Here is a 12,797-nt window from a genome sequence, read left to right on the forward strand (position 1 = left end):
AATATTAAAACGTCATAGCATGGATTATATAGGGCTCAGTAGCTCAGTCGGTAGAGCAAAGGACTGAAAATCCTTGTGTCGGCGGTTCGATTCCGTCCTGAGCCACCATTTTCATGGCGGCTATGGCGAAGTGGTTAACGCATCGGATTGTGGCTCCGACATCATGGGTTCGATTCCCATTAGTCGCCCCATTTACATTCCTATGCGGGTGTAGTTTAGTGGTAAAACTACAGCCTTCCAAGCTGTTGTCGTGGGTTCGATTCCCATCACCCGCTCCAAATGAAGGGCCTATAGCTCAGCTGGTTAGAGCGCACGCCTGATAAGCGTGAGGTCGGTGGTTCGAGTCCACTTAGGCCCACCATTCCGCAGTAGCTCAGTGGTAGAGCTATCGGCTGTTAACCGATCGGTCGTAGGTTCGAATCCTACCTGCGGAGTTCTTTTATCATATTCGATCAACCGTTTCAGTTATGTACATTCCATAAAAGCTTATAACGATTGGGGAAGTACTCAAGAGGCTGAAGAGGCGCCCCTGCTAAGGGCGTAGGTCGCGTAAGCGGCGCGAGGGTTCAAATCCCTCCTTCTCCGCCATTATAAAAATTATTAATCACTAAGGCCCCTTGGTCAAGCGGTTAAGACACCGCCCTTTCACGGCGGTAACACGGGTTCGAATCCCGTAGGGGTCATCCTATGAAAAATGCCACTCAACATAGAGTGGCATTTTTTATCTTTGATTGTCCTTATCATCCACATAACCATCAGTTTTTCGGTATGGTATGTCTCCGATTGGAGATTCAATTCCTTCTTCATCCAGTTTTTCTACATATTCCCGTTTGTTTTCAGAGGAATAAATTTGAATATCATCGCCCTCTATATCCGTCCCCACAAAGGTTTCATACTGTTCAGGGGCGCCTTCCCGTTCGTCGTCACTGTATAGTTCATTATAGCTGTCAAAGTCCCCTGTAAAGTCTGAGGGCGTCTCAGAGGTACCGAACGATGCGACTTCTTCGAAGCTGTCCTCATAATCATCTGCTTCACTCAGGTCACGGTTGGAAAATGTATCATTTTTCGCGGGATTAATAATGTCTTCTTCCACAGGTCTGTCCCCAGGTAGCAATTGATCTGGCGAGTGTTCAACACAAGTGGTTGCATAAGGAATGGCATCAAGCCTTTCAAAAGAAATATCTTTGCCACACTGTTCACATCTGCCATATTCGCCTTTATTTATTGCAGCCAAAGCTTTTTCTGTTTTTTCAAGCTCATCTTTATTGTGCACCGAAATCGCTCTGTCTTTTTCCCTTTCAAACAGTTCTGTTCCCATATCAGCGGGATGGTTGTCATATAAAGAAAGTTCTCCACCTGTACTTTCACGCATATTATTATTTTCCATATTTCCTCCGGTTTCTTTCATATCTTCCCGAAGTTCTTTTTGAATATTTAAAAGCTTTTCTCTTAAATGGGCTGTTTGTTCTTGTGTCAGCATAAAGTCACTTCCTCATCATCTGTTTTTCAGTAGTATTTACTATTTTTACGATTTCATCATAATCCTTTTGTTATCATCTGTTTTCCTTTTTTTAGCGATCGTAAACACGGGCATATGGACACAACTAAATAAGCTGATGGAAAAACGAATAATAAAATGAAACTTCATTCGTAAAGCGTTTTCTTTCATCTCCTACTGAATGTCAGTCAATCGGGCATTTAGGTGCCGTTTTCTCCCACTTGGACCTTTTGTATTAACTCAGGTCTTGAAGTGGTGTATATGGCACCTTATATACGGGATAAATTGTCCTAGTGTATCATGCGCAAGCTTTTAGCGTAGTCAAAATAGGTAGACTCCTGCGGGTATAGCTCGAGCTGAAGATCCCGCAGGAAAGCGACCTTTGCTTTCCGAGGAAGCTGAAAAGACCTGCGGAAAGCGAAATATGTTGACGTAGCGATGGTAAGGATTTTTTCACACAAATAAACCGAACAATTATAAATGAATTGTTCGGTTTTTGCTATTTCATATTTGCTTCTGTCACAGACTCTTTTAACTGATCACATAACTGATAAAGAAACTGGCCGCCATTAGGAATCCGAAAATGGTATTCGTCTGGGCGGTTGCTTTCATTGCTGGCATCATTTGGATCGGCTCGGTTTTTCCAATAAAACCCTTAACGGCCTTGATAGCTTTCGGAATGCTTGCGAACGTAAGCAAAAGCCATGGAGATAGAGAAAAGAAGAAAATAAGTATGAGTATAAAAACATAAGAAACGATGAACATAGCTGCAAGCAATTTGATTGCCTTTTCCCGGCCTACAAGGATGGCAACCGTTTTTCTTCCGCTTTTTTTGTCTCCGTCCAAATCTCTGATATTATTGGAAAGCATAATTGCGCCAATTAAGATAGATATAGGCATGGACACAAGGACGCTTATAAGGCTTATACTTCCTGTTTGAATAAAGTAGGATATTTGCGTAATGACAAAACCCATGAAAAAGCCTGATGTGATTTCTCCGAAAGGCGTGTAAGCAATCGGGTAAGGTCCGCCCGTGTAAAAATAACCGGCCGCCATACTGACGAGGCCAACGAGTGCGATCCACCAGCTACTGCTAGCAGAGATATAAACGCCTAATAGTACCGCTGCGCCGAGGAAAGCAAAGCCGAGCCCAAGAACAGTCGCAGGTTTTACACCGTGTCTTACGATGGCACCGCCAATGCCGACAGAATGCTGGTTGTCCAAGCCTCTGGCATAGTCATAATACTCATTAAACATATTCGTTGCAGCTTGAATAAGCAAACTTGCAACTAGCATGGAGGCAAAGAGAAGCCCGTGAATAGGCTGTTGATTTGCTGATAACGCCGTTCCAAGCAAAACGGGAACAAAAGCGGCGGTTAATGTATGCGGGCGGGTCAACCGCCACCAAATCCGCCAGCCTTTTTCTTCAGGAAAGGCAGATTGAGCTTGAATATTCATTCAAAATTCTCTCCCTTAACATATTTCACCTACTAAAGTGTAGAAAATGTAGGCAAAAGTGTCAATGCTTTTTGAGCTAGAATACGGAAATCTTTGCCGAAAGCGAATTTACTACATTTAGTCCTTATATTCATATATAATAAGTAAATAGGGTAAAAATGAAAAGTCCACGATGTAGGAGAGAGTTACTTTGATTAATTTAACTTTTCGGGACAAACAATTAAATATACTAAGTCAAGATAAAGATCAATCCAATAAAACTCTATTTAGCTTCACAAAAAAAGTCAAAAACATAAACCCGGCTTTTTTTTATGAATCTAATCGTCCTCATTACAAAGGAAAAAGTTTTTTCTGGAAAAGTCCGGATGATGGGCTGGTGCTCGTTGGACTTGGGATCACCCGCTCATTCATTAATAACAGTGCCGAAGAGCGTTTTGGGCAACTAGAAAGAGTGTGGAAAAAGCAGCTTGGATCGGCGATGATAGATAACCCATTTGAAACCCCGGGAACAGGACCGCTTTTGTTTGGGGGTTTTTCTTTTGATCCATACAGTATTAAAGAAGAACTTTGGCAGCCATTTGGAGATGCCCTATTTTATTTGCCTAAGTTTATGCTGACGGCTTTAAACGGCGATTGCTTTATGACGGTTAATTTGCTGGAAAATAAAGAACATGAGGAGGCGGCGCGTCTTCATGCAGAGAAGGAAATTGAAGAGCTCATCAGCCATCCAATGAATGAGAATGAACATCACGCATCTTCATCTTTACTGTATAAGGAAGAACATTCGGTAGGTGAATGGTTAACATCTGTCCGGGATGTCGTAAATCTTATAAAGGAAACGAAAGTTGAAAAAGTCGTATTGTCTAGAAAGATGAGGCTTGTGTTTTCCAATCCTCCTGCACCCGAGGAGGTATTACAAAATTTGAATTCTCAACAGCCCAATAGTTTTATCTTTGCCATCGAGTCCGGAGAGCGCTGCTTTGTCGGGGCATCTCCGGAAAGGCTTGTAAAAAAATCCGGAAATACTATTTTTTCTGCGAGTCTTGCCGGCTCGATCGGGAGAAATAAAGATCCGGAGGAAGATCTAAAGCTTGGTCAAACCTTGATCACCGATGAGAAAAATTTGCATGAACACGCGCTTGTTGTGGAAATGATTAAAAATGCCCTTGCCCCTCATTGTATAAGCATGGAAGTTCCAAAACATCCAGAGTTGCTAAAGACGCCCTATATTCAGCATCTTTACACTCCTGTCAAGGGAACGGCAAAGTCGTCCACATCCATTTTTCAGCTCGTAGAAAAGCTTCACCCTACTCCGGCGCTGGGAGGCGTTCCCACTGACAAAGCTCTCGAATTAATACGGGAAAAAGAAATGATGGACAGGGGTTTGTATGCTGGACCAATCGGCTGGACTGATTTTCGTGGAAATGGTGAGTTTATTGTCGCTATCCGCTCGGGGTTGATGAAACAGGACGAAGCTTATTTGTATGCCGGGTGCGGACTTGTTGCCGATTCAAATCCGGAAGAGGAACTAAAAGAAACGAGCATGAAATTTGAGCCGATGCTGCTGGCAATGGAGGGAACGGAAGAATGAGCTGGCAAGACACTTTAACGGAATATATAGCAGCATTTATAGACGGGCTGGCCAAATCCGGGGTTCGGGAAGTAGTTATTAGTCCCGGCTCCCGTTCCACGCCGTTGGCCATGTTATTGGCTGATCATCCATCCATCCGGGAGTATATCAATATTGATGAAAGGTCGGCAGGCTTTTTTGCCCTTGGATTAGCCAAGGCATCTAAGCGGCCTGTTGCCGTTTTATGTACCTCCGGGACTGCAGCCGCCAATTACTATCCTGCTGTGGTTGAAGCAAATTTATCAAGAGTCCCATTGATCGTTTTGACCGCGGACCGCCCGCCGGAACTGCGAGACGTTGGAGCGCCACAGGCAATTGATCAGCTAAACCTGTATGGAAATCATGTAAGATGGTTCAGGGAAATGGCTTTGCCTGAGGGAGGGGATAACGCCAAAAAATATGTGCGTTCCCAGGCGACCCGCGCGGTCTCCATCGCAGGTGGGTTGATGCCAGGGCCGGTACATTTAAATTTTCCGCTGAGGGAACCGCTGGTTCCAAGGCTGGAGCCTGCGCCTTATGAACAATCAGACCCTCTTCATCCCATTGTTCTGAAACAACACCTGGATGTGTCAGAGGAAACAATCAATGCGGTGGCCGATCTATGTATGCAGGCGAAAAAGGGGCTTATTGTTTGTGGAGTGATTGATGACAAGGATTTTTCAGCAGCTGTTTTGCAACTTGCTGAAAGTCTTGGTTACCCTGTTTTGGCCGATCCCCTATCGCAGCTGCGGAGCTTATCAGATGCGTCGGACCTCATAATGGACAGTTATGATGCCATACTTAGGTCAGAGGCTGCCAAAACAGAATTGGCGCCGGATGTGGTGATTCATTTTGGGGGAATGCCTGTTTCCAAACCTTTAGCCCTTTTTTTCAAAAGGCTGGCCAAAGTGAATCATATTTTTGTGGACGGAAACGGTGGATGGAGAGATCCCCATTATTTAAGTTCGGAAATGATTTATGGCTCCGAAACCATTTTTTGTAAAAAGCTGAGTCAGTTTCCTTATCCAAAAAACCAAGCTTGGATCAACAATTGGAAGCGGGTAAATGCCCTTGCCAAAAATACGATACGCTCTCATATAAGCATGAGCGATGAGCTTGATGAAGGAAAAGCAGTTTCCAAATTTTGTGAATTACTCCCGCCTGAATGTGCAGTCTTTATTGGTAACAGCATGCCGATTCGGGATATGGATACTTTTTTTCATGCAAACAATAAAAATATCCGTCTGTTTGGCAATCGTGGCGCAAATGGAATAGACGGGATCGTTTCGAGTGCTATTGGTGTCGCTGTTCATTATCACCCGCTTTTTCTATTGATTGGAGACCTTTCCTTTTTCCACGATGTAAATGGTTTGTTGGCAGCCAAGCAACATAAAATTAACATGAATATCATTTTGCTTAACAATGATGGAGGAGGTATTTTTTCCCATCTCCAGCAAGCTGAAAATGGGACGCATTTTGAATTGTTATTTGGCACACCAACGGGACTCAACTTTAAACACGCAGCAGCATTATATGGCGCCCAATATTCCAAAGTGTTTAGTAGGGAAGATTTAGAGGCGTCTATGTTGGACGCAGTTCAAAATGAAGGTATCAATATCATTGAAATTCCGACAGATCGTAACAAAAACCTCCAGAATCACAGATCGTTATGGCAAAATGTTTCCCAGGAAATAAACCAATTTTTTCAAGGTGAAACATAATGTTCCTATCAATAAATGGCAATTCTTATCATTATGATGTCCAAGGATCTGGTGAAGCAGTAATGCTCCTTCATGGGTTTACTGGTGATGGTGGCACTTGGAAAGATACAGTGGAGATCTTGTCGGGATCATTCAAAACGATTGCGGTGGACTTACTTGGGCATGGAAAGACGGATGCTCCAGAAGATCCATCCTTATATAAGATGGAAGTGGCTGCATCCCATCTCATGCAAATATTGGATAATCTTCAAATCGATCGCGTTCATCTGTTAGGTTATTCTATGGGCGGAAGGCTTGCTTTGGGTACATCTCTCCTCTATCCGGATCGTATCAAAAGCTTAATAGTGGAAAGCTCTTCGCCAGGATTAAAAACAAAAGAAGAACGTGCACAAAGGGTAGTGGCCGATCAACAATTGGCCAATAAGATCAAGAAAGACGGGATGAGGAATTTTGTCAATTACTGGGAAAACATCCCGCTTTTTGCTACCCAGAAAACGTTGCCTGTTGAAAAACAAAAAGCCATTCGTCAAAGCAGATTACAGAACAGGCCGGAAGGGCTTGCCAACAGTTTACTTGGAATGGGGACGGGAAAGCAGCCATCTTGGTGGGACCGGCTTCAAGAAATCCAAGCTCCAACATTGATCATGTGTGGTGAACTGGACATTAAATTTTGTCGTATTGCTAAAGATATGGAAAAAATGATTCCGGGCTCGGAGCTTGTCATGTTGAAAGGGACGGGACATGCATTACACGTGGAAGACCCGATGAAATTTGGTACAATAGTAAAAGAGTTTTTATTGAAACTAGCTTGAACTATATCATGAGGAGGTCTCGATATGTCGGTTCAATGGACAAAAGAGAGAGAATACGAAGATATCATATATGAAACGTATAACAGCATTGCCAAAATAACGATTAACAGGCCGGAAGTACATAATGCCTTTAGGCCTCAAACAGTCATGGAATTGATTGATGCCTTTGCTTATGCCAGGGATGATTCGGACGTCGGAGTGATTATTCTGACAGGTGCAGGGCAAAAAGCATTTTGCTCAGGCGGTGACCAAAAAGTGAGAGGACACGGGGGGTATGTAGGATCAGATAATATTCCTCGCTTGAACGTACTGGATTTACAAAGGTTAATTCGTGTGATTCCAAAACCTGTCGTAGCAATGGTAGCGGGATATGCCATTGGAGGCGGCCATGTACTACATGTCGTCTGCGACTTAACGATTGCGGCGGACAATGCTATTTTTGGCCAAACTGGCCCCAAAGTCGGCAGCTTTGATGCTGGTTACGGTTCGGGGTACTTGGCGAGAATTGTTGGCCATAAAAAAGCGAGAGAAATCTGGTTCCTCTGTCGCCAATACAATGCCCAAGAAGCGCTTGAAATGGGTCTTGTCAATACAGTTGTTCCACTTGACCAATTGGAAGAGGAAACAATTAAATGGTGCGAAGAAATGCTTGAAAAAAGCCCAACAGCCCTGCGCTTCCTGAAAGCTGCATTTAATGCGGATACAGACGGTCTTGCCGGACTCCAACAGTTGGCTGGGGATGCTACGCTGCTTTACTATACAACAGACGAGGCAAAAGAAGGCCGGGATGCCTTTAAAGAAAAAAGAAAGCCGGATTTCGGACAGTTTCCCCGTTTTCCGTAAAACACTCAAAGAGGATCTGGTGAACTCGTTACGGAACAATATGATTGAGCGCGGAGTTTATTCGAAGTAAATATGCATGTCCTAAAATTCAGCGGCGATAATGGCAGACGGGCCGCTTGTGAGCCTGCTCGATGATATCGAAGCAGGTTTTTTGTTTTGCTGCTTAAAATAGGAAAGCGACAGGGGTCATGTACATGCTATTTTAGCTGGCATCAATGAAGCTCTGGATGAAGGTCCTAGCGTATCGGGTTTATAAATGGGAAAGGAACTTTCATGCCAGTTTTTTGTAAAGGAGGGTTTTGTTAGTGAGTACGATGCCCAATTGGCTATTAAAAAGGGCGGGGCTTACCCCGCGGCGCAAGGCTCTTGTTTTTGGGAGAAAATCATGGTCATTTGAAGAAATGCTTCATATAGTGTTGGAAACAGCAGATAACTTGGCCTTCTTGCCGATTTTTAAAGGAAGCCGGGCAGCGGTACTGATGAGCAACCGGCCAGAAACGGTTTTTATCATCCATGCTCTTCAGCAGATCGGTGCAGAAGTTGTCTTTTTAAACAGCAGGCTTACGCCCAGTGAGTGGGCTTTTCAATTAAATGACTGTAAAGCGGATATTTTGTTATTTGAAAAAAGCTTTGAAAAATCCGTCCAACAATTATCGGTAACGACGAAAACAGTTTGCATTAACCGATTGCCCAAAGAAACGGGCCAGTTAAAAATCCGAGAAGAATTCAATCTGGATGAAGTTTGTTCCATTATGTATACATCCGGAACAACGGGTAAACCCAAAGGAGTGTTGCAGACGTACGGAAATCATTGGTGGAGTGCTGCGGGATCCGTTTTGAATCTCGGGCTTCGTGAAGATGATATGTGGCTGTGCACCGTTCCGCTTTACCATATTAGCGGCTTTTCCATTTTGCTTCGCAGTGTGATTTATGGTATTCCGGTAATGCTAATGGACAAATTTGATGAAAAAAAAGTCAATGATGCTTTATCTTCGGGGAAAGTGACGATCATGTCAGCGGTCAGTTCCATGTTGAATCGCATGTTATCCGAATTGGGAGATGAAACGTACCATCCGAATTTCCGCTGCTTGCTCCTTGGCGGTGGACCGGCTCCGCGACCGTTGCTGGAATCGTGCAAAAAGAAAAACATTCCTGTTTATCAAACATATGGAATGACCGAAACAGTTTCCCAGATTGTTACACTCTCGCCGGAGGACAGTTTGGTGAAAATAGGTTCCGCTGGTAAGCCGCTCTTTCCTTTTCAACTCAAGATCATGAATGAGGGACGGGAGGCGGCTCCTTTGGAACCAGGTGAAATTGTCGTAAGAGGACCAAATGTGACTCCCGGTTATTTAAACAGGGAAACTGCAAATAAGACATCTTTTCAGGATGGCTGGTTTTCAACAGGCGATATTGGCTACCTCGATGAAGATGGATATGTCTTTGTACTCGATCGTCGTTCGGACTTGATCATTTCCGGGGGTGAAAATATTTATCCTGCCGAAATCGAAGAAGTCCTTTTAGCCCATCCTTCTGTCATTGAAGCAGGTGTGACAGGTGTGGCCGATGAAAAGTGGGGACAGGTCCCTTACGCGTTTATTGTATCAAGGGATGATATTTCAGAAGAAAGACTGGTTGACTTTTGCCGGGAAAGACTGGCGCCGTACAAAGTCCCAAAAAAGTTTATCCATGTCGGAGAGTTGCCGAAAAATGGAGCAAACAAACTTGTTCGCCGAGAACTTGTGCAATTTTTAAAATGAAAAAAGCGGGAGTTTTCAATTCGAAAACATCCCGCTTTTTCATATGATTCAACTTCGTCCTATCATTTGAAAATCCTGCAAACAAAACCGTTTTCCTTCATTATTTATGCGGTTCAAACGTCTGGCAATCGGTTTCCTTCTCGTTATCGGCCATTTTTCCCGCATGGCTCACGATATAGATTCTGTCAGCCGCACATTTGTTGCCCTTTGCCCAATAGAGACAGTTTTGCACTTCACACAATACATCTTCAGCCACGTGTATCACTCCTTTTTGTTGATACATGAATAGTATCGGAAGACGGAGTGAGACTATGAGTGGAAAAATATTGATAGGGCATGCAGCAAGACTCCCTCGGGTGGAAGTGAAGGCACGATAGCACTACAAGAAGCCCCTTATTGTTTTTTTTCTGGAACGTGATCAATGCCGCCGGGATGAAATGGATGACATTTGACAAGGCGCTTGATCGTCAGCCAGCATCCACGAAATGCGCCAAACCTTTGAATGGCTTCAAGTCCATATTGGGAGCAGGTTGGGTAGAAACGGCATGTGGGCGGCTTCAATGGAGAAATCATCTTTTGGTAAAAACGAATAAACGCCAATAAAATGTATTTCATAATGAACGCTTCTTTCCCATCAAGCTTTTATGATGTTTTTTCACCAGAGTGTTTTGTTCCGTCAACCGGTTCTGGATCAACCGTATGTTTAAATGAATAGGCTTTAGTGGTAACGAGGGCTGTTACAACAATTACCACGATGCAAATGATAATGGATATAACCATGACAAGCTTCATTCATTGTTCCCCCTTTTAACTGATCCTATTGTAGCACAGTTCGTTCCAGGTTGAACATGTATCATCTTTACATTCATTTTCAAATGGGGCTTGTTGAACAGAAGAGTTGTCTTTCTATTGATCGAGCGTTTTTTAATGAAAAAATTTGCCGCATATAGGCATTAAATTGTTTTGTTTTAAGCGTTTAGGGTATATTACATGGTATAGGAGGAATGATAAAATGGCTGAAAACAGTAAGGGATTGGTTGATCTTGTCAATAAGCAGATAGCGAACTGGACTGTCCTGTACACAAAATTACATAATTATCACTGGTACGTAACAGGACCCGATTTCTTCACTCTCCATGACAAATTTGAAGAACTTTACAACGAGGCCGCACTTCACATTGATGAATTGGCAGAAAGATTGCTTGCGTTGGAAGGGAAGCCAGTGGCAACCTTGAAGGAATCTTTGGAAATGGCTTGTGTAGAGGAAGCAGGATATGGAGTTACAGCCAAAGACATGGTGCAAAACATTGTCGATGACTTTACGAAGTTGACAGAAGAGCTTAAAGAAGGAATGTCTTTAGCCGCTGAAACCGGTGATGAGACAACAGGTGACATGCTCCTCGCCATTCATCAGAGCTTGGAAAAACATAACTGGATGCTCAAAGCTTATCTAGGAAAATAATAACAGCAATCGTCCGGCATATTGCCGGGCGTTTTTATTTACATCCCGCATACAGATCATTCAGCGTTTCCCCTTCAATTTACTTTCTAGAGGAACTTCTCAGTTTAAATATCTTCCCCCTTATCCCTTATGCGTTTCCCTATCACCTTCCCGAAAAATTGAATAATGCTTCTGTATAGTCCCTTCTCCGAGTGTTATTTATTAACTAAAATTATTCATTCTAAAAAAGAAAATCTTTGGACTTTTGCATCACTGTTGTTTTTTTGCATCAGAAAAACGAATTAACATATTTGATTTTAATAGATTAGGTTTGGCATGGTTTTTGCAAAGTTATTTATACGGAAAGAGGAGGAACAAAAATGGAAAAAGGTAACATAACAGGATTTATACATAGTGGAATAACTGTAAGGAATTTGAACAATGCTCTTGATTTTTATGTTAATACATTAGGGTTTGAACTTTTATCAACGCAAAACGTCATCAGTGATTATATTTTGGAAATCGTAGAAATCCCAGGATTGAAGGGGATTGACATTGCTTTCGTTCAAGTTCCTGGAGGACATGTCATTGAGTTATTGGAATACACAGGCATTGACACCTATCCGGGAAACGCGCGGTCCTGTGATTATGGAACAGGGCATATTTGTTTGCAAGTAGACAATTTGGATGCATTATTTGAGGAATTACAAGCTAAAGGAATCAAGTTTAAGTCAAAAAAAGTGGTTAATATCACGGCTGGAGCAAATAAAGGATCAAAAGCTGTGTATATGCTCGACCCGGATGGCTATGTGATCGAGTTAATGGAAAGAGGAAAGTGAGAAAAACGAGCAAATGTGCAAGCGAATACATTTATGGGGGTAAAAAATATGGAAGATTTACATTCAAAAAAAGCGATCGTTACCGGAGCAGCCCAAGGATTGGGAGTGGCTATGGCCGAAGGGCTTTGTGAATATGGGGTGAAAGTTTGTATTTTAGATATTTCACCTAACTTACAACAAACAGTAGAAGACTTATGTAAAAAAGATTTTGACGTGATTGGTTTACAAGCCGATTTATCTGACCAAAGGAATTTGCCGTCAGTGTTTGATCGGGCATTAGAGTTATTGGATGGTGAATTGGATATTTTAGTAAATAATGCTGGCATTCATAAATCGTTGCCGGCTATTGATTTTCAGATTGAAGATTTTCAGAGAATTTTACAGGTAAATATCATGGCTGTTTTTCAATTATGCAGATTAGCCGCTGAGGATATGAAAAAGAGAGGAAAGGGAAAGATAATCAACATTGCCTCGGTACTTGCCAGCCAAGGAGGATTTCACGCTTCTGCTTATTCTGCCAGCAAGGGAGCGGTGGCTCAGTTAACGAAATCTTTGTCGAATGAGTGGGCAAAAGAGGGTATAAGCGTAAATGCCATTGCGCCGGGATACTATGAAACAGAATTAAACCACCATATTTTGATTGATGAAAAGAGATATGAATCTTTAGTGAGCCGAATACCAATCGGGCGATTTGGACAACCTCGGGAGCTTGCCGGAACTGTTCAATTTCTGGCTTCGGAAAAGTCTGATTATATTAGCGGAGCGATCATACCAGTTGATGGCGGGTTTTTAGGGAGATAAAAAAGGGGGAATTAT

The 12,797-nt window shown here is 42.8% G+C and carries 13 protein-coding genes and 7 tRNA genes; 15 read left to right on the forward strand and 5 right to left on the reverse strand.

What is annotated here, in order from left to right; translation table 11 throughout:
* The first annotated feature begins 32 nt into the window (after positions 1-32).
* The 7 genes from MHB50_RS03590 (at position 33) to MHB50_RS03620 (ending at position 683) form a co-directional block, all read left to right on the forward strand.
* Positions 33-108 (forward strand) — tRNA-Phe (locus MHB50_RS03590).
* Positions 109-116: 8 nt separating this feature from the next.
* Positions 117-191 (forward strand) — tRNA-His (locus MHB50_RS03595).
* A 13-nt stretch (positions 192-204) separates the two neighbouring features.
* Positions 205-278: transfer RNA gene (locus MHB50_RS03600), tRNA-Gly, on the forward strand.
* A gap of 6 nt (positions 279-284) precedes the next feature.
* Positions 285-361 (forward strand) — tRNA-Ile (locus MHB50_RS03605).
* Between the two features lies 1 nt (position 362).
* Positions 363-434: transfer RNA gene (locus MHB50_RS03610), tRNA-Asn, on the forward strand.
* 63 nt (positions 435-497) lie between these two features.
* Positions 498-588 (forward strand) — tRNA-Ser (locus MHB50_RS03615).
* Between the two features lie 23 nt (positions 589-611).
* Positions 612-683, forward strand: a tRNA-Glu gene (locus MHB50_RS03620).
* Between the two features lie 38 nt (positions 684-721).
* Here the strand turns inward: MHB50_RS03620 and MHB50_RS03625 are convergent.
* Positions 722-1,480, reverse strand: coding sequence for a TraR/DksA C4-type zinc finger protein (locus MHB50_RS03625; protein WP_205179636.1), 759 nt, complete (start codon positions 1,478-1,480; stop codon positions 722-724).
* Positions 1,481-2,029: 549 nt separating this feature from the next.
* Entirely contained in the window at positions 2,030-2,956 is a 927-nt protein-coding gene (locus MHB50_RS03630; RefSeq protein WP_205179635.1) for a 1,4-dihydroxy-2-naphthoate polyprenyltransferase, read from the reverse strand.
* A 190-nt stretch (positions 2,957-3,146) separates the two neighbouring features.
* On the opposite strand from MHB50_RS03630, the gene MHB50_RS03635 reads away from it, so the two are divergent.
* The 5 genes from MHB50_RS03635 to MHB50_RS03655 all read left to right on the forward strand — a co-directional run bounded on the left by MHB50_RS03635 (position 3,147) and on the right by MHB50_RS03655 (position 9,701).
* Positions 3,147-4,547 carry an isochorismate synthase gene (locus MHB50_RS03635; protein WP_340084867.1) on the forward strand — a complete coding sequence of 467 codons (1,401 nt, stop codon included), beginning with the start codon at positions 3,147-3,149 and terminating at the stop codon, positions 4,545-4,547.
* Entirely contained in the window at positions 4,544-6,286 is a 1,743-nt protein-coding gene (menD, locus tag MHB50_RS03640) for a 2-succinyl-5-enolpyruvyl-6-hydroxy-3-cyclohexene-1-carboxylic-acid synthase (protein ID WP_340084868.1), read from the forward strand. Before MHB50_RS03635 ends, menD begins: the two co-directional genes overlap by 4 nt.
* Positions 6,286-7,098, forward strand: a complete 813-nt coding sequence (gene menH / locus MHB50_RS03645; RefSeq protein ID WP_205179632.1) for a 2-succinyl-6-hydroxy-2,4-cyclohexadiene-1-carboxylate synthase — start codon at positions 6,286-6,288, stop codon at positions 7,096-7,098. The genes menD and menH overlap by 1 nt, the downstream gene beginning before the upstream one ends.
* Before the next feature lie 24 nt (positions 7,099-7,122).
* On the forward strand, positions 7,123-7,941 hold the full coding sequence (gene menB / locus MHB50_RS03650) for a 1,4-dihydroxy-2-naphthoyl-CoA synthase (protein ID WP_077110957.1): 819 nt from the start codon (positions 7,123-7,125) through the stop codon (positions 7,939-7,941).
* 314 nt (positions 7,942-8,255) lie between these two features.
* Entirely contained in the window at positions 8,256-9,701 is a 1,446-nt protein-coding gene (locus MHB50_RS03655) for an o-succinylbenzoate--CoA ligase (RefSeq protein WP_205179639.1), read from the forward strand.
* Positions 9,702-9,801: 100 nt separating this feature from the next.
* Here MHB50_RS03655 and MHB50_RS03660 read toward each other — a convergent pair whose 3' ends face one another.
* The 3 genes from MHB50_RS03660 to ytzI form a co-directional block, all read right to left on the reverse strand.
* Positions 9,802-9,957: a DUF1540 domain-containing protein gene (locus MHB50_RS03660; RefSeq protein WP_077110954.1), complete on the reverse strand. Its 156-nt coding sequence runs from the start codon at positions 9,955-9,957 to the stop codon at positions 9,802-9,804.
* Between the two features lie 137 nt (positions 9,958-10,094).
* Positions 10,095-10,316, reverse strand: coding sequence for a membrane protein insertion efficiency factor YidD (gene yidD, locus MHB50_RS03665; RefSeq protein WP_205179630.1), 222 nt, complete (start codon positions 10,314-10,316; stop codon positions 10,095-10,097).
* Positions 10,317-10,343: 27 nt separating this feature from the next.
* Positions 10,344-10,493: a YtzI protein gene (gene ytzI, locus MHB50_RS03670; protein WP_139345598.1), complete on the reverse strand. Its 150-nt coding sequence runs from the start codon at positions 10,491-10,493 to the stop codon at positions 10,344-10,346.
* 220 nt (positions 10,494-10,713) lie between these two features.
* Here ytzI and MHB50_RS03675 point away from each other — a divergent pair, with 220 nt between their 5' ends.
* From MHB50_RS03675 to MHB50_RS03685, 3 genes are all read left to right on the forward strand, one after another.
* Positions 10,714-11,163 carry a Dps family protein gene (locus tag MHB50_RS03675; RefSeq protein WP_205179629.1) on the forward strand — a complete coding sequence of 150 codons (450 nt, stop codon included), beginning with the start codon at positions 10,714-10,716 and terminating at the stop codon, positions 11,161-11,163.
* Positions 11,164-11,522: 359 nt separating this feature from the next.
* The gene (locus MHB50_RS03680; RefSeq protein ID WP_205179628.1) at positions 11,523-11,981 is read left to right on the forward strand and encodes a VOC family protein; all 459 of its coding nucleotides are present in this window, start codon (positions 11,523-11,525) and stop codon (positions 11,979-11,981) included.
* A gap of 48 nt (positions 11,982-12,029) precedes the next feature.
* The gene (locus MHB50_RS03685) at positions 12,030-12,782 is read left to right on the forward strand and encodes a glucose 1-dehydrogenase (protein WP_083717400.1); all 753 of its coding nucleotides are present in this window, start codon (positions 12,030-12,032) and stop codon (positions 12,780-12,782) included.
* Positions 12,783-12,797: the final 15 nt, after the last annotated feature.

It is taken from the genome of Siminovitchia sp. FSL H7-0308 (assembly GCF_037980985.1).
Taxonomy (GTDB): domain Bacteria; phylum Bacillota; class Bacilli; order Bacillales; family Bacillaceae_C; genus Siminovitchia; species Siminovitchia thermophila.